The organism is Streptomyces sp. NPDC059371 (assembly GCF_042751995.1).
Taxonomy (GTDB): domain Bacteria; phylum Actinomycetota; class Actinomycetes; order Streptomycetales; family Streptomycetaceae; genus Streptomyces.
Map to the genome: position 1 here is coordinate 1 of NZ_JBHYXD010000027.1, position 16,231 is coordinate 16,231.

Consider the following 16,231-nt stretch of genomic DNA (forward strand, 5'->3'; position numbering starts at 1 on the left):
CTCACGAACGGGTTCACGTCTCCCGTGAACCCGTTCGAGAGCTCCGGGTAAAGACGAGTGCACCCCCGCCTCAAAGACATGGAGACCGCGTGAACGGCCCACCCGGCAGACCTGCCGATGACGCCTGCGTCATCGCCGACTCCCTGGTCCAGCCCGAACTCTTCGGCGAGCTGTACCACCGTCATGCCGGCGCCATCCACCGCTACGCGGCGCGGCGGCTGGGCGAGCAGCTGGCCGAGGACATCACCGCCGACGCCTTCCTCAGCGCATTTCGCACCCGCTCCCGCTATGACCTCACCCGGCCGAACGCCCAGCCCTGGCTGTACGGCATAGCCGCCAACCTCATCGGCAAGCAGCGCCGCGCCGAAGTGCGGGTTCTTCGAGCCATGGCCCGCGTCGGCCATGACCCGATCGCGGACGCCTGGACCGACCGAAGCGACAGCCGCGTCACCGCCCAAGCGGCGCAGGCACCGCTGGCAGGGGCACTGGCCGCGCTGTCGGCGGGCGACCGGCACGTCCTCCTGCTCGTCGCCTGGGCGGATCTCAGCTACCAGGAGGTCGCAGAGGCGCTGTGCATCCCGGTGGGCACGGTGCGTTCCCGCCTCAACCGGGCCCGCAGGAAGATCCGACTCGCTCTCGGCGGTGTGGACCCCCGCCTCGTACACGATTTCCCGGAGATGGTCGTCAGTGGATGAGATGACGGCGCTCCGGCGGTTCCGGGCCGAGGCCTCCGTACCCGGTGACGCCCGCATCGCCGCAGGCCACCGGCGGCTTCAGGCAGGAATCGCCCGAACCCGGTCGGCGCGGAACGTACGCCGGCAGTTCACCCTGGCCGGCGCGGTCGCTTCGGTCGTGGCGACGGCCATGCTGTCCGCGCTGGTCCTGCGGCACGAAGACATCTCACCCGCCGCGCCCCATCCTCGGGCGCAGCGCTGGTTGTACCAGGAGGTGCGCTGGGACACCTGGCAGTGCGGCACCGGCGCATCCACCGACAGGTACAGCGAGGTCGGCTCGTTCGACCTGGGTCCCGCCTCACCGTCGTGCCACGCGGAACCGGCGGCTCCCGTGGACAAGGACAAGTGGATCCGCTACGACGGCTCCGCGCTGGCCACGCCCGACGAGAGCACGACCGACCCCCGCGACGTCGACTTGTGGAAGGGGAACTTCCAGGCCGGCTGGGAGATGCTGCCGCCCGAGGCCGCCGACGACCTGGTCTCCCGCCTGCCCGCCGACCCGGCCGCCGCGCTGCGTCTGATCCGTACGCGGTCCCTCCCCACCCGGTTCGCCAGCACCCTGCGCCTGACACCTGCCCAGCGGGACTTCGCCAAGGTGGTGGGTGTGTTCTCCACAGCACCGGACCTCCCCCAGGACAAGGCCAGGACGCTGTACGAGGTCATCAGGCGGCTGGCAGGGGCGACCGAACCGGTCCGGGTCACGGACGGGGCCGGGCGGGCCGTCCTCGCGATCGGAGTCGAGGGCCGGTACCGCGACGCGTCGGACGAACGCAACGGCATGCAGGTGCTGCTCAGCCCCGCGTCCTTGGCCTACCGCGGGGTGCGGTACGTGGCGGGACTCGATTACCGCATCGGCGGCGAGGCCTCCGGAGGTCCCTTCGTGGCCAAGGGGACCGTTGTGGCCACGGCGACCCGGATTTCGACCGTCCTCGTGGACCGGGCCGGCCAACGGCCGTGATCTCGCGGCGGGTTCAGGGGGAGCGCAGCAGTTCGTCGGCGGCCGCGGCCGCAGCGTCGAGCGCCGCCGCCGGGCTCTTGCGTCCGGTCAGCGCCGCCCGGATCTCGGGTGCGAGCAGTTCCATCACCCGTCGCGACGCGGGATGCGGTTCCCCGGCGAAGACACTGGCCAACGCCGCTTGGTACTGCATGGCATAGGGCGAATTGCTGGGTACGACGACGTCGGCACGGGGCGAGAGGTATCCACTTGCCCGCCCCAGCGAACGTATCTGCTCCGGCCGGGTCATGAAGGCGAGGAACTGCTCCGTCTGCGCTCCGTGCCGCGACCTGGCGCTGACGGCGAGGGACCCGGGGGCACCGAACGCGGCCTCCCGGACGGGCCCCTTGAGCGGGCCGCCCACCAGTACATTCTCTTTGCCCCAGGCTCTGGCGGCCAGGTCGGCGTCGGTGAGGACCACGGAGTACCCCATCGCGGCCCGCTGCCGGCCCAGCGCGTGCCCGTCGAACCGGTTGGCGTTGTCCATCGCCGTGGCAGGAACCGCGCCCTGCCGGTAGAGGCCGGTGAGGAAGGTGAGCGCCTCGACTCCCGCGGGACTGTTGAAGGCGACCCGCGTGCCGTTCTCCGCGAAGACCCGGCCGCCCGCCTGCCACAGGAGGGGATAGAAGTTGAGGTTCAAGGAGGCGTCGTCCGAGGCGGAGTAGTCGAGCAGCGCAATGCCCTTGCCGCGCAGCCTGGGCGCGGCCGCCTTGATCTCGTCCCAGGTGGAGGGAGGGGTGGTGACGCCGGCCTCGGCCAGCAGCCGCTTGTTGTAGATCGTGGTCGTCACGGTCTGATAGATCGGCGCCCCGTAGATCCGGCCGTCGTGCGTCACCGCGTCCAGCGCCGCGGGCAGGAACGTGTGCACGGTGCCTTTCAGCGCCTTGTCCACGGGAACGAGCGCGTGCTGGGAGGCGAACCGGGGAATCTGGTCCGGCATCAGTAGAACGGCGTCCGGTCCGTCACCACCCGCGAGGGCGTCGGCAATGCGCCGGTCTCTGCCCGCCCAGGGCAGATGGCGCACCGTGACCTCGACGCCAGGGGTCGCCTTCGCGAAGTCCTTCTCGATCTGATTCCAGTACGCCGTGTCCGCCCGGGGATCGGTGATGACCGGATACATCCAGACGACGAGACGGACCACCGTGGGGCCCCGCCCGGAGCCGCATCCGGCGAGCAGCAGCGCGAGTACGAGCCCCGCGCAGACGGCGATCCGTCCGGGGGCGGCCGGCATGGCGATCAGGCCCCCACCGCGGGACAAGTGCTGATACCGGCCCCGGAAGAGGCGTCACAGATCACGTTTTCCAGCAGTCCTTTCAGGCGGGCTCCCGCACATCCCCTGATTCAGAACTGGATGATGCCATACCCGCGACGCGGACCCACGGGCCGTCGGAAACATCAGCCTTCACACCCCGGCCGGTGCACCACCGGTGCCTGCAACCGCCGGGCCGACCCGCGTTCCTGGCGGCCTCGGGCTGTGCGCGGCGGCAGCCGCCGCCCGTCCTCGGCGCGGGCCGGCAGACGCTCCACCGGCGTTCGCCGACCCGCGCTGGCAACAGCCCAGCGCGATCAACCACCACGACGGCGGCCGCGGCGTGTACTTCATGGACCCGGTGGGCCACGCCATGGAACTCATCACCGTTCCGTACGGCGGCTGGACCGCGTAGGCGCAGGTGCCGAGGCCGGCGCCCCGGCAACGGGGTGCGGCCGTTGGCCGCTGCTTGTTCCCGATGTGCTCGATGTGCCGGGTGACGGTATCTCCAGGAGTCCGCGGCGCACCGAAGCGGGATGACGAGTGACGTCTGACGGACGCCGTCCCGCGGCGACGGTCAAGTAACGGCAGCCCTCCGTGTATTGACGGGCGCGCGGATGGGGCCGGTGGTATCAGGCACCGGCCCCATCCGGCCGGTGATGTCATTCACCGGCCCGCATCCTTCGTCACCGTCGTGCGCTTGGGACGTCCGTTGTGCGGTTCAGAACTGCTGGACGAAGTACGGTTCGACGGTCATCCAGCCGTTGCCGCGTGCGCCGTTGCGGGTGCCGTTGTCGCTGCTGGCCAGGGTGTACCAGGAGTCGACGTAGTCGGGGTCGTCCGTCCACCAGTCGTTCGGGATGGCGTCCAGGATGGCGTTCACCAGGGGGATGTAGGTGCCCTGGTCGGTGATGGTGAGCAGGGCGGTGGCGATCGCCTTGGCGAGGTCGCGGTAGTTGGTGCTGCCGTCCTCTTCCATCATCACGGCATCGGCCAGGTTGTACTTGTAGTTCGACCAGTTGACCAGGATCTGGCCGGGCCGGTAGACCGTGCCGTCGTTGTCGAGGTAGGGCATGTCGACGGGGTCGACACGTACGGCGCCGTCCTGTCCGAAGCCGGTGACCAGCGTGTAGATCTCGGCATCGCCCTTGATCCAGGGCTCTTCGTCGTCCGAGAGTTCCACCGCGCTGATGCGGGTGGTCCAGAAGCCCCCGGACGCCGCCTGGGCCTGCGGCTTCCTGGTGGCGTCCGCCTTCGGTGCCGGTGCCGGCGTGGCGGAGTCCAGGCCGTAGTGGCGCAGTTGCCTGTTCAGGACACCCAGGCCGGCGGCCAGGGCCTTGGAGCCGTCGATGTCGACGACGTACACGGGACGGGCGGGTGCGTGGCGGGCGTCGAGCGTGTGGGCTCGGCCCCGGACGTCGTAGGCGACGATCTTGGTGGCGTGATCATCGGTGGTGGCGGGGGCCACCCAGGGCGCCTTTCCGGCGGACAGGGCGCCGCGCATCGCGTGGTCCCCGAGCCGCAGCCGGAGCAGCGAACCGATGCCGGCGTCGAGTCCCTTGGCGGCGGCGATCTTGTGATCCGCCGCGGTCAGTGTGGACTTCAGGCCGTTGCCGGCGCGGCCGGCCAGAGCGGTGACGGACACCTCGTCGGTGGTCAGGGCGGCGTGCTGGACGCGGGCACGCCAGGCGGGGTCGGAGAGGGAACGGGCTATGGCACGCGCTGCCTGGTCCTGGGCCGCGGCGACTGTGGGGGTGGCAGCCGGAGCGGTGGCGGCTGCCGGAGCAGCGGCTGCCGGCAGGACGGCGACGGTCTGGCCGACGGACAGGGCGAGTAAGGACACCACGACGGCGACGGCGCCACGACGGCGTGCTTCACGAGGTCTCACTGGGCGATCCTCCGGGAGGGAGTGCGGACGGACGCGCTGGCAGGTGGAGCGTCAAAGCGTGAATCTATGCGAGTAGATTCACAGAAAGCATGGCGGGTCCATGACACTTGGACAAGAGGTGCGCACAGTGGAAGACCCGGTGACCCGGATCGGTTTCTCCACCGGGTCGGCGTGTTGACGACCGTGTCGACGCCGCCCGCCCGGCGGCCCTTGGGGCAGCACGCTCAGCGGCCCTTGGGACAGCACGCTCAGCGCATCGCCCAGCCAGTGATCTCAAGTGATCTCTGCCGGATCCGTCAGATGACGCGGGGTCCTGAGAGGGCGGCGGCTCAGGGCGGGGCGGAGTCGCCGCGGCCGAGGTCCATCTTGTGGGGGCGTCCCTCCAGCAGGAGCAGGGCGAGGGTGACGACCGGATCGAGTGCGGTATCACTGCGCGTGTCGAAGACGCGGGCGCCGCTGTCGCCTCTGAACCGTTCGCGGACTCGCAGGACGGTGCGCTCACCAGCGGTCACCGTGAAGAGCAGCTTGGGCCAGAGCCATTGGCGGTGGATGCGGTACTCCTGGGACCACAGTCGCACGGTGTTCCCCAGACGCTCGCCCACTTGCCGCCTCTGCAGTCTGTCGGCGTACAGCAGGGCCGGCCCGCCGCTGAAGTCGACCTGCAGCCGGGGATCGCCGCTCCCCGAGGGATCCGAGCCGCGCCAGATGGCCTGCCGTTGATGGCCGGCCTGCATCGAGACCACCGACGCCGGTTCGCCGGTTATCCGTAGCGTCGTGGTCAGTCTGATCATTTCGGCCTGGCCCGGCCGCAGTTCATCGGTCATGAGTGCCGTACTCCTGCCAGTGGATGGGGACTGCGCCTCGATGCGGACGACTACGGGAGGCTCCCGCCCTCACTCCGGGGCCGGCCGGGCCGGCAGGATCCGGTCGGGTACGCCGGTAGCCACGGCCTCGCGCGTCGCGTACACCCGCAGGGCCTCACCGGCCAGGACCACCTGGGGATCGGTCCATCTCTCGTGGGGCTCCGGGATCAGCATCCGGGTAGAGCCGTGGGCGGCGTCGTGGATCAGCACGGAGACGATCCCGGTGACCAGTGTCCCCGGCCCGTACGACTGCCGGGGATGGCCGTCCGGCCCCTCCGCCTGCACCACCAGGAACCTGCCGTCGAGCCAGCGCCCGTACGAGTCCAGGCCGGCCCCGGAACCGACCGGGACACCGTCCACCCACAGCCGCACCGCCGACCCCGCCGTGTCGCGCCAGAACACCGCGCGGTGCCGGTCCCTGCCACCGCTGAACCGCACATGGACCTCGAAGTCGCCCCGGAAACCGTGGAATCCGCCGCAGGCACCCGGGACCGGACCCTCACGCTCACCGCGCGCGACCTCCTCGGCGGCCGACGGCGCGACAGGATCCAGACGGCACACCGCCGGCTCACGGCAGACACGGTCCATGCGCCGCGTGCACCCGAATCCAGCCGCCGCGCAGTCGCGCGGGGACGCGGCGGACAGCAGGGCGGCCAGACGCTCCCCGTAGGCCTCCCGGCCGACCCGGCGCGTCCCGTCCCCCGCCTGCCGCCACCACGCGAGCAGTTCGTCTCCCGGCGGCGACTGCCGCAACCACTCGCCCCACGCCTCGTCCCACACCACTGGCATCTCCTCGCGAACTCCACGCCGCCCACCCTGATATGACGTCGCTTCCGCAGTGATCGTTGCGGGATTTCCCTTCGTTCCCCGCCCGCTGGGCCACTCGTCGCATCCTGCGGGGACCGGGCGCCCGGCGCTCCGGGCCGGGGCGAGGAACGCCGAGCCGGGCCTGGCATTGGCATTGGCACTGGCACTGGCACGGGGGCACGGGGGCACGGGGGCACGGGAACAAACTCGACGACCTCGCGGAGTCCTAAAGGGCAGCCTCCTGAACGGGGTCCCGGGATTCCGGGTGTTGTGGGTCATCGGCCGGGGCGGCGGCACGCAGCGCCGCCTCGACCCGGCGGTTGCTGGTCATCGTCGCGGTGACGGCGGTCATGGCGAGGAGGAGGCCGGCGGCGGTGTAGAGCGGGGTGCGTACGTCGTAGGCGGTGGCCAGCCAGCCGCCGAGGAAGGCGCCGAACGGGGCGGCGCACATGGCGAGCATGCGGGAGGTGGAGGCGACCCGGCCCATCAGGTGGGCGGGGACGACCGCCTGCCGGAGGGAGGGGCCGAGCACCATCGTGGCGCCCATGCCCGCTCCGCAGACGGCGAGCGCGAGGCCGGCGGCGTACGGGTTCGGGGCGGCGGCAAGGCCCAGGATGGCGAGTCCCTCGACCGCTGCCGTGCAGGTGAGCGCGGTGCCGGTGCCCAGTCGCCGGCCGAGGAAGGAGGCGATGCCCGCGCCGAGCAGACCGCCGGTGGCCTCCGCCGTCAGGAGCAGGCCGAAGCCGAAGGTGTCGATGCCGAGACGGTCGTGCGCGAAGAGGGCCAGTACGGTCTCCACGGCGAGGAAGGCGATGTTCCCGACCGCCGGACGCAGCGCGAGCCCGAGCAGCAGCCGGTCCCGGAACACGTACGAGGCTCCGGCCCGCGCCTGCCGCAGCAGTGACTCACGGGCCTGCGGTACGGGCCGGGGTGCGGCGGGCAGCGACCGTACGAGCAGGGCGGAGAGCGCGAACGAGACCGCGTCGGCGAGCAGCGGGACCGCCCGGCCGAGCGCGAGCAGGGCACTGCCCGCGGGCGGCCCGGCGAAGCCGGACGCGGCGGTCTGGGTGCCGCGCAGGCGGGAGTTGGCGCGCTCCAGGACCGCGGGGTCGCGGCCGAGCAGATCCGGCAGATAGGCCGTGGCGGCCGTGTCGAAGAAGAGTCCGCCGAGGCCGAGGAGGAAGGCGAGGGCCGCGAGCAGGGGAATGCTCAGCACGTCGAGTGCGGCGGCTGCCGCCGGTATCGCGAGCAGCACCGCGCGCGCCGCGTCCGTGACCCACATCGTGCGCCGGCGGTCCCAGCGGTCCACCAGGGCACCGCCGAGGACCCCGAAGAGCAGCCACGGCAGGGTTCCGGCGGCCGTGACGACGGCGAGCGCCATCGGATCCCGCGTCAGCGTCAAGGCGAGCAGCGGCAGCGCCGCATGCGTCACCCCGTCACCGAGCGAGGACACCGTCTGCGCGGTCCACAGCCGTCCGAATTCGGCCGGCAACTTCCTTACATCTGAAGTCACTTGGCGTCTCCTTCGGCCTGCCGGCGCGATCCCGGGTGGAACAGTGCGAAAACGAGTGACGTGTCCGGCAGCGACGGGTCGGACAGCTTCCGGTACTCCTCCGCCAGTTCCTGCAGCCGCGCCCCCAGCTCCGCGAACTGCTCCTCGGTGAGCCGCAGGTGCGCCATCCCCACATGCCGCTCGGCATCCGCCGGCGCTGCCTCCAGGTCCGCCACCGCATGCCGCATCAGTACATCCGGGCCTCCCTCGCCCGGATCCGGCAGCACGATCGACCGCGCGGCCATGGCGTAGTACCGCTCGGTGACCCCCCGGACCTTCCGCGTTCGGACCACCTTCACCAGGCCGGCGCGCTCCAGCAGCCGTACGTGGTAGCTGGAACTCCCCTTCGCGAGGCCCACTCGCTCGGCGATCTGCGTGATCGTCGCGGGCTCGAAACGGAGCACGGCCATGATCCGGTGACGCGTGAGACTGGAAACGGCGCGTAGCTGTTCGTCAGTGGTGACGTGGAACGTCTCGGGGAGATCGTCGGTAGGCATGCCCTCAATGGTCAACACTTCTTGACCATTTGGCAAGGGGGCTTGTTCGGGCTTCTGGAATCGGCCGGCCGGTGACGTGGCGAGGCGGGTCGCACGAGTGCGGAGGCCCGCACTCCCGGTTGTCCGGGGGTGCGGGCCTCGAGGGGTACTGCGGGGCAGGTGAGCGCTAGTTCGCGGACTCGGTGCCGGAAGTTCGGGAGCCGGAGCGGCCCGGCTTCGAAGGGGCCCATGTGGGTTTGGCCGTCGCCTCGGCCGGGTCGGGTTCGGCGAGGGCCGGTGCACTCCCGCCGGGTCTGTCCTCGACGCGCGCGACATGGACCCGCCGGAGCGCTCGGCTCAGCCCCACCAGCGCGGTGGCGGTTCCGGCTCCGACAGGAGCGAGCGGCCAGTACGCGATGGTGTTCCCGAAAGCCGCGCACCCCATGAGCACGAAGCTCGCCGCCACCGCGACGAGGAACCCGAACGCCCAGGACGGGGCCCGCTCCCGTCGCTCCAGCCGTACCCGCCCGTCCAGGCCGGCCAGATACGCGGCGGCGGCCAGGGCGAGGGCGATCAGATAGCCCGTGATCAGCGGGTAGAGCACGAACAGTGCCATGTCCCATCCCCCGGGGTGCCAGCCGAGCCACACGTCACGCCCGTCGATCTCCACGACCCGCCCGTGCCACAGGCCCGCCTGGACCCGCTGCCCCTCCCGGAGGTCGTTCGCAAAATCGTCCGGGACGCCGTTCACCGTCTTCGTCTCGTCGCCGATGCGCAGTTCGATCGTGTACTTGGTGGTGACGGTCCAGTCGCCGCTGCCGCCGTCCTGGCCTCCGCCGTCTCTCCCACTCCTCGTGTGGGACGTCAGCTTCGTGATGGTGGCCCCGGCCGTGTGCAGCGTCCCGATCGACTGTGCGTGCGCGACGCCCGTCTCCTCGTAGGTGCGCATGGCGAGCAGCAGGATCAGGGCAGCCATGACCAGGCGGAACACCCAGCGCAGCACATGGCCTCGCAGTGTCCTGGGCCGCCTCGTGCCCGGTCTCGTCCGTAACGCCGTGTCCCCGGCCTGCTCCTGCGTCATCGAGCCCCTCGCATTCGGTCGGGAACAGACGAAAGCCGCCCCACCGGTTCACACGCCGCACAGTTGACCACGGTTGCGGTCGGCCACCCGGCCGTGACCGCGTCACGGATGGTAGATGTCCCAGGCCGTCGACCCGGCGGGTGAGGGGTTCGGGCCGGCCGGTCCGCGTCGCACTGTGCGGGATCCTGCGACGGGAGCAGCCGTACGCGCCGATCCACTCCGTCCCGAACCGCACATCCGCGTCTCGGCAGTTGCCAAGTCCCGTGTCGCCCAAGGCGGTTTCCCACCGGGCTGTCCCGCGAGGCGCGGCTGCCGACAGCGTCCTTCGGGCTGTCAGGGGCAACGGCCCGTCGCCACGCCCTGCTCGTGGACCTGGCCCACGCCCGGCGTCAAGAACGACCTCCGCGAGGCCGACACCCGCTTCAACACACACGACAACGACTTCACGGACAAGCCGACCGCCGTCTGCTCGAACGAGTACGACATCCGCAGCCTCGGTACTCATGGGGGACGTTCTCGGCCTCCGCAGCATCCGCTGGACCGGGGCGGACGCTCCAAGAGGAGACAGATCGATGAAGGCCGTACCCCTGTTCGGCAGGGCCGGACGGGCGTGGGCACCGCTGGCGGCAATCCTGGTCACGACGTCCGCCGCCTGCACGGCGTCGAGCAGCAGCGACGGCGGCAGCTCCGCGTCGTCCTGTGCGTACCGGGTCGAGTACGAGGACCACACGTACTCGGGAGCGGAGGCAAAGGGCTTCACTCTGGGCGACAAGCTCGGTGCCGCCACGCTTCCCCCCTGCGACGACACCTCCGGCGACGACAACGACGGCCGGGCGACGGCCGCATCGGCAACGGCTTATGCGATCAAGGGAGTGGATCCCGGCATCGCCATCGCCTTGAAGGGCTCGTCCGACGATGTCATCTTCGTCAACGTCGGCTCCGACACCGAGCTGCCCGAGATCAAGAAGCTGATCCGAGGCTCTTGACGCCTGGTGTGGGGGTTTCACGGACGGGACTCCCCCGCCGGGGATCGTCCAGGACGTCGGCTTCCTCCAGCCATCACGCGCCGTTCACGGCCGCGCCACACGCCGGGCTCGCAGGATCTGAATGAGTGGTTCCGTTCAGCGTCACTCGGCGACACCGGAGGGCTGCCCCATGGCCGGGACCGAACCCGCGTCCACGATCGACCGCCGCCGTCTCCTGCTGGGATCGGGCGTCGCCCTCGCGGCCGGCGCGGCCGCGGCGGCAGGTGTCGTACTGCCCCGGCCACGGGCCCAGCCGTCCGCGCCTCAGCCCGCTCATGCCGTCCTGACGACGCCGGCTCCGCACCCCGCCGCGGTCACCACGCTGGAGACAACGGCACGCCTCGCCGGACCGGCCCGCACGGGCGGCTACCGGCGGCTGGTGTCCGGCCCCGGCTGGCCGCTCGTCGTGCGCGAGGAACTGGCCGCCGCCCGTCCGGGGCGGGCCGGCCGGCGCACCTCGCTGGCCTGCTTCGTCCAGTTCACCGACCTGCACCTCACCGACGTGCAGAACCCGCTGCGGACCGAGTTCCTGCGGGCGAGGTCCCCCAGCGCCTGGCGCGCGCAGGAGGCACTGACGTCGGCGGGCGCGGTGGCGCTCGTACAGCAGGTGAACGCGCTGCGCGCGGGCCCTCACTCCGGACTGCCGCCCGCGTTCGTGATGACGACCGGGGACAACCTCGACAACAACGCGGCGATCGAGCTGGAGTGGTTCCTCACGCTGATGAACGGCGGCCGGATCACGCCCACGACCGGCGACCCGACGGCGTACGAAGGCGTCCAGAACTCCGGCCTGCCCCTCTACTGGCATCCGGACGACGCCTCGCTGCGTGACCTGGACAAGCGGCGCGGTCTGCCGTTGATCCCCGGCTTCCTCACCGCGGCGACACGGCCGGTGACCAGCCCCGGGCTGCGCATCCCCTGGTACTCGACGGCCGGCAACCACGACGCGCTGCCCGGCGGATGCCTCTCACCCGCGCTCGCAGACATCGCGACCGGCTCCCGCAAGCTGCTCTCGGTACCCGACACGGACGCCGCCGCCTACGCGAAGGCGCTGCGGTCGGGCGACGATCCGAAGAGCGAGGTGCTCGCCGCGATTCTGCGCCGGCACGCGGCGGACGCACGGCGGGTCACGCCCGACGAGCGACGCCGGCTGTGCACCCCGCGCGACTACCTGACCGCCCATCTCGATCCCTCCCGCACCGGCCCGGGCCCCCTCGGACACGGCTTCACGGCAGACCATCTGGACGACGAACGCCTCTACTACACGTTCCGGATCGCCGAGAACGTCGTCGGCGTCAGCATCGACACCACGTACCGCAGCGGCCACTACGAGGGATCTCTCGGCACCCGGCAGCTCCGCTGGCTGGAGCGGACCCTGGCCGGACACAGTTCACGCTCCTACGACGTCGACGGTCGCCTGGTCCGCCGTCCCGGTGCCGACGACGCCCACATCCTGGTGTTCAGCCACCACCACAGTCCGAGCATGACCCGCCGTCCCGATGCCGCCCTCGGCGACGAGCCCCGGCACGACGGCGCCGAGGTCATCGCCCTGCTCTCCCGCTTCCCGAACGTCCTGGCGTGGATCAACGGTCACAGCCACGTCAACCGCATCACCCCGCACGCGCACCCGGTGCCCGCCCGTTCCTTCTGGGAGGTCAACACGGCCTCCCACGTGGACTACCCACACCACGCACGCGTGCTGGAACTCACCGACAACGGCGACGGCACGGTCTCCCTGTTCAGCACGCTCGTCGAGTCCGCCGCCCCGCACCGCACCTCCCCCGACTTCTCCGACCTCTCGGCGACCGGTCTGGCCTCCCTCTACCGGGAACTGGCGTACAACGCCCCCGGGCTCGCCGAGGGCATGTCGGGCGGTGTCCACTCGGGATGGGCGGGCGCGCCGGGCGACCGCAACGCCGAACTTCTCGCCCTCACCACATGACACGCGGCATCCGACCCACACCGTGCATCCGACCCGCACCGTGCTCCTGGCACCTCGACGATCAACGCGGAATGTGTGCCGCCGCCCGGAAGCCGAACTCGGCTGAACGGGCTTGAGGACCGTGCCCGGACCGTCTGTCCGCGATTTTCCTGAAGGAACCCGGGCCGGTCCGAGGCGGGCCTCATTGCCTCGCTTGCCCAGTCGCCGGGTGGTCCGGTTCGTTTATCTTCCCGAAGGGGATGTGCACGCTGGGCGTGCTGCGGGAGGTGCCGGTCAGGTGGCCGACCTGGTCGTCGAAGAAGATGTGGGGCTTGAGGACCTCCATGATCGTGCTCTTGTCTATGCCGCCGAGGAAGAAGGCGTCGTTGACGGCCACACCCCAGTCCTTCAGGCTGCGCACCGGGCGTTCGTGGGCGGGTGCGTTGCGGGCGGTGACGAGGGAGACGTGGACGCGAATCTTGTAGTCGGCGTCTTGCGCCCGTTGTTCTTCTTCACGCCGCTGGAGCCGGTTGACGCCCGCGAGGAAGTCACGCAGGGGACCCGGATCGTGCGGGGTGGCGGCGTTCGCCGATTCATGGAAGCGGAAGTCGTCGATGCCGCCGGCCTGGTAGACCTGCTCCGAGGCGTCGTCGGCGAGAACTCCGTCGAAGTCGAAGGCGATCCGCAGGTCCTGGTCATCGCCCTCGTCGGCCACCGCCGATCCGAGCACACGGCCGGCGGGCAGCCCGAGCGCGACGGCCTCGCGGACGTCGTCCTCGTTCGCGGACAGGAACAGGGACATGTTCAGGGCGGGCATGAACTGGTAGGGCGAGCGGCCCTGCATGAAGATGGCCCGGCTGATGGGCAGTTCGTGGGACTGGATGGACCGCATGACCCGCAGCCCGGTGTCGGGATCGTTGCGGGACAGGATGATGACCTCGACCAGAGGATCATCGGGTGAGAGGTCGTTCAGGGACAGCAGCCTGCGGATGAAAGGGAAGGCCACCCCTTTGTCCAGCGTGTCGTCCAGGTGCTCCTCCTGGTAGGCGCGGTAGGCCTCCTCGCCCTGATCGCGGAAGACGGCATCCGCCTCCGCCAGGTTGAACAGCGCACTGGAGGCGATACCGACGACCAGGCGGTCCCTGAGTTCGTAGACGGCCACGTCGTAACCCCCCGGCACTCATGCGCACACACGCCCCGATCATGATAAATCACCGCGCTCCACGAAGGCCGCCGCAGCCCGGCGGAGCAGAGACTGTGGTGATCGACCTGCTGGGTGCGGGCTGGTGGGGCAGGGGTTGTCGGGAGAATCCGGTGCCGCAAGACCGTGGCGGGCGGCCGGGTTCCGGCCTTCCCCATCTCGCCGGGCCGGGCAGCTGACGCGTCGGCGTTTCCCCACCCGGGGCAGGGCTGTCGCCCGGAATCGCGGCATGGGAAGGTTACGGACCTGCCAGCACAGTCTGTTCCATCTTGGTTCCGGGAGTCCTCGTTGCCCACGCGTGTCCACCCCGCACGGCCTGGTGACCCGGCCCGGATAGGCCCTTACCGGATCATCGGGCGCCTCGGCTCGGGCGGCATGGGCACAGTCCACGCGGCCCTGGATCCCGATGGGCTGCGGGTCGCCGTCAAGCTCATCCATCCCGCGCAGGCCGACGACGACGAGTTCCGCGCCCGGTTCAGGCGGGAGGTCGAGGTGACCCGGCGGGTCGCCGGTCCTTGTCTGGTGCCGCTGCTCGCGGCCGACACCGATGCCGCCGCCCCGTGGCTCGCCACCGAATACATCCCCGGCCCCACCCTCGGCCGGCACATCACCGTCAACGGCCCGCTCGGCGGAGCCGAGCTGTACGCTCTGGCGGCCGGAACCGCGGCCGCACTGGCAGCCGTTCACGCGGCCGGGGTGGCCCACCGCGACGTCAAGCCGGCCAATGTCATCCTCGCCCCCTCCGGACCCCGGGTACTGGACTTCGGCATCGCCCACGCCCTGGACGGCACCTCGGTGACCCGCACCGGCGTCATGACCGGCACCACCGGCTGGATCAGCCCCGAGGCCTACCGCACCGGGATCACGGGCCCCGCCGGTGACGTCTTCGCCTGGGGAGCCCTGATGGCCTACGCGGCCACCGGACGTCTGCCCTTCGGCACCGGAGCTCCCGACGCAGTCGCCTACCGCGTGATATCCGGCGAGCCCGACACCGCCGGCATGCCCGACGGCCTTCTGGCGCTCGTGACGTCCGCACTGACGAAAGCACCCGACGACCGTCCCTCCGCCGCCATGCTCGCCGAGAAGTGCACGGCGCTGCTCGCCACCCAGACAACCCAGGCTCTGCACCCGGCCACGGACATCCCCACCGCCGTGAACGACCTGGTGACATCCCAGTGGGACATGCCCGCCCTGGACGACCCGGCCTGGCGGGCTCCCGCCGGACGGCGCACGGGCCGTACGATCGCCGTGGTCATCGGAGCCGCCGCCCTGAGCGGGGCACTTGTGGGCGCTCTCCTCTTCCAGACAGGCAACAACCCCGGGCCGAAGAGTTCCACGGGCGGCTCCGCATTCCTCCCCAGCCCGACTGCGGACGCGACGAACAGCGCGCAGAGCGCGGCCCGCAGCCACAGCCCCGCCGGTACGGCAACAGGCGATCCGGGCGAGGCGTCCCTCACGGCGTGGAAGGAATCACGGCCGGCCAGGACTCCTGCCGAGAACGACGCCTTCGGGGCGATGGGGACGGGGGCCTGGCTGGATCCCGTCGCCTATCCCGACTTCGACCGTGCCATCACCTTCCACCGGCGAAGAGGGGAGGTGTACATCGCGACGAGCGGCCAGGAGCTGTCCCCGGTGACGGTGCAGGAAGTCGCCTCGACGGTGTGCCTGGGCCTGCGGGACCTCGTCAAGTCCTACCCCGACTTCCCCTACGACGACTACATCGTCGTGGACACTGCCCGTGCGGAGGGCCCGAGCATCGTGTGGGAGGACGACTTCCGCACCAACACCTCATGCGACACCTCGGTCCAGAACCGGAGCACTCCCGCCGCAGGACAGGACGCGGACTGGCAGCCCACCGAGTCCGGCCTGAAGCAGGCGCGGATCCCCAGCACGGACAAGGACGAGATCCGCGTCGCCGGACAAACGGTCGCCAGCATCATCTCCGAGTGGCAGGGCAACTCCCGCATCATCAGCGATCCCAACTGGCTCGACAACGGCAACATGTCCGTTGGCTTCGCCCGCGACGAGGCCGTGATGTACGTATGGGCGGACAAGCCCGCATGGGATGAGACGACACGAGACCGGTGGGCCGCACTCGCAGCCGACACGGCCTGCCAGGCGGTCCTCACAGAATCCCGGGCCCGCAAGGAATGGCGCTACGCGCAATACGCGGTCACCGTCGTCGACGGTGCGGGATCCAGTACGTTCCTGCGTTGGGGCTCTGCCGGTAGCTGCGCAACTTGACCCGCCCCGCTCTCCACAGCCCGCTGCCGCAGGCAGGGGAAGCAGTTCGGCCCTCCCGGGCGCCAAGGGAGGGCCTGTACGGGGAGTCTTCCAGGCCGGCCGGGTCGCCGCAGAGCCGCGCGCCCGAGCAGCGGCGCGCGGAGCCCGATGAGTCGGTGTGTCCTGCCCGACTGACAGGAAGGATGGCACGCGGGAA

The 16,231-nt window shown here is 70.8% G+C and carries 13 protein-coding genes and 1 pseudogene; 6 read left to right on the forward strand and 8 right to left on the reverse strand.

Annotation, left to right across the window (positions count from 1 at the left end; genetic code table 11):
- The first annotated feature begins 89 nt into the window (after positions 1–89).
- Complete coding sequence (locus tag ACFXGX_RS17585; RefSeq protein ID WP_384791403.1) at positions 90–695, forward strand: RNA polymerase sigma factor; 606 nt, start codon at positions 90–92, stop codon at positions 693–695.
- A gap of 1 nt (position 696) precedes the next feature.
- Complete coding sequence (locus ACFXGX_RS17590; RefSeq protein ID WP_384791406.1) at positions 697–1,692, forward strand: hypothetical protein; 996 nt, start codon at positions 697–699, stop codon at positions 1,690–1,692.
- 13 nt (positions 1,693–1,705) lie between these two features.
- Here ACFXGX_RS17590 and ACFXGX_RS17595 read toward each other — a convergent pair whose 3' ends face one another.
- A complete protein-coding gene (locus ACFXGX_RS17595) occupies positions 1,706–2,986 on the reverse strand; it encodes an ABC transporter substrate-binding protein (protein WP_384791409.1) in 1,281 nt (426 codons plus the stop codon).
- Between the two features lie 274 nt (positions 2,987–3,260).
- Between ACFXGX_RS17595 and ACFXGX_RS17600 the strand changes: the two are divergent.
- Positions 3,261–3,392 (forward strand): annotated as a pseudogene (locus ACFXGX_RS17600) (VOC family protein); the annotation flags it as partial.
- A gap of 306 nt (positions 3,393–3,698) precedes the next feature.
- Here ACFXGX_RS17600 and ACFXGX_RS17605 read toward each other — a convergent pair.
- From ACFXGX_RS17605 to ACFXGX_RS17630, 6 genes are all read right to left on the reverse strand, one after another.
- Positions 3,699–4,865: a DUF3103 family protein gene (locus ACFXGX_RS17605; protein WP_384791412.1), complete on the reverse strand. Its 1,167-nt coding sequence runs from the start codon at positions 4,863–4,865 to the stop codon at positions 3,699–3,701.
- Positions 4,866–5,194: 329 nt separating this feature from the next.
- Entirely contained in the window at positions 5,195–5,689 is a 495-nt protein-coding gene (locus ACFXGX_RS17610) for a hypothetical protein (RefSeq protein WP_384791415.1), read from the reverse strand.
- A gap of 69 nt (positions 5,690–5,758) precedes the next feature.
- Positions 5,759–6,517 carry a hypothetical protein gene (locus tag ACFXGX_RS17615; protein WP_384791417.1) on the reverse strand — a complete coding sequence of 253 codons (759 nt, stop codon included), beginning with the start codon at positions 6,515–6,517 and terminating at the stop codon, positions 5,759–5,761.
- 244 nt (positions 6,518–6,761) lie between these two features.
- Positions 6,762–8,048 (reverse strand): MFS transporter, encoded by a 1,287-nt coding sequence (locus ACFXGX_RS17620; RefSeq protein ID WP_384791420.1) that lies wholly within the window; start codon positions 8,046–8,048, stop codon positions 6,762–6,764.
- A complete protein-coding gene (locus ACFXGX_RS17625) occupies positions 8,045–8,584 on the reverse strand; it encodes an ArsR/SmtB family transcription factor (RefSeq protein ID WP_384791423.1) in 540 nt (179 codons plus the stop codon). Before ACFXGX_RS17625 ends, ACFXGX_RS17620 begins: the two co-directional genes overlap by 4 nt.
- Before the next feature lie 166 nt (positions 8,585–8,750).
- Positions 8,751–9,644: a hypothetical protein gene (locus tag ACFXGX_RS17630; RefSeq protein WP_384791425.1), complete on the reverse strand. Its 894-nt coding sequence runs from the start codon at positions 9,642–9,644 to the stop codon at positions 8,751–8,753.
- Positions 9,645–10,216: 572 nt separating this feature from the next.
- Here ACFXGX_RS17630 and ACFXGX_RS17635 point away from each other — a divergent pair.
- Positions 10,217–10,630, forward strand: coding sequence for a DUF6281 family protein (locus ACFXGX_RS17635; RefSeq protein ID WP_384791428.1), 414 nt, complete (start codon positions 10,217–10,219; stop codon positions 10,628–10,630).
- Positions 10,631–10,799: 169 nt separating this feature from the next.
- Complete coding sequence (locus ACFXGX_RS17640; protein ID WP_384791669.1) at positions 10,800–12,611, forward strand: TIGR03767 family metallophosphoesterase; 1,812 nt, start codon at positions 10,800–10,802, stop codon at positions 12,609–12,611.
- A gap of 181 nt (positions 12,612–12,792) precedes the next feature.
- Here ACFXGX_RS17640 and ACFXGX_RS17645 read toward each other — a convergent pair whose 3' ends face one another.
- Positions 12,793–13,752: a 5'-nucleotidase gene (locus ACFXGX_RS17645; RefSeq protein ID WP_384791431.1), complete on the reverse strand. Its 960-nt coding sequence runs from the start codon at positions 13,750–13,752 to the stop codon at positions 12,793–12,795.
- Positions 13,753–14,079: 327 nt separating this feature from the next.
- Here ACFXGX_RS17645 and ACFXGX_RS17650 point away from each other — a divergent pair, with 327 nt between their 5' ends.
- Entirely contained in the window at positions 14,080–16,035 is a 1,956-nt protein-coding gene (locus tag ACFXGX_RS17650; RefSeq protein WP_384791434.1) for a serine/threonine protein kinase, read from the forward strand.
- Positions 16,036–16,231: the final 196 nt, after the last annotated feature.

Excerpts from the sequence above, each read along its gene's own strand:
- ACFXGX_RS17615 (WP_384791417.1), bottom strand. The coding sequence starts at position 6,517 with ATGCCAGTGGTGTGGGACGAGGCGTGGGGCGAGTGGTTGCGGCAGTCG.
- ACFXGX_RS17640 (WP_384791669.1), top strand. The coding sequence starts at position 10,800 with ATGGCCGGGACCGAACCCGCGTCCACGATCGACCGCCGCCGTCTCCTG.
- ACFXGX_RS17590 (WP_384791406.1), top strand. The coding sequence starts at position 697 with ATGACGGCGCTCCGGCGGTTCCGGGCCGAGGCCTCCGTACCCGGTGAC.
- ACFXGX_RS17630 (WP_384791425.1), bottom strand. The coding sequence starts at position 9,644 with ATGACGCAGGAGCAGGCCGGGGACACGGCGTTACGGACGAGACCGGGC.
- ACFXGX_RS17610 (WP_384791415.1), bottom strand. The coding sequence starts at position 5,689 with ATGACCGATGAACTGCGGCCGGGCCAGGCCGAAATGATCAGACTGACC.
- ACFXGX_RS17635 (WP_384791428.1), top strand. The coding sequence starts at position 10,217 with ATGAAGGCCGTACCCCTGTTCGGCAGGGCCGGACGGGCGTGGGCACCG.
- ACFXGX_RS17625 (WP_384791423.1), bottom strand. The coding sequence starts at position 8,584 with ATGCCTACCGACGATCTCCCCGAGACGTTCCACGTCACCACTGACGAA.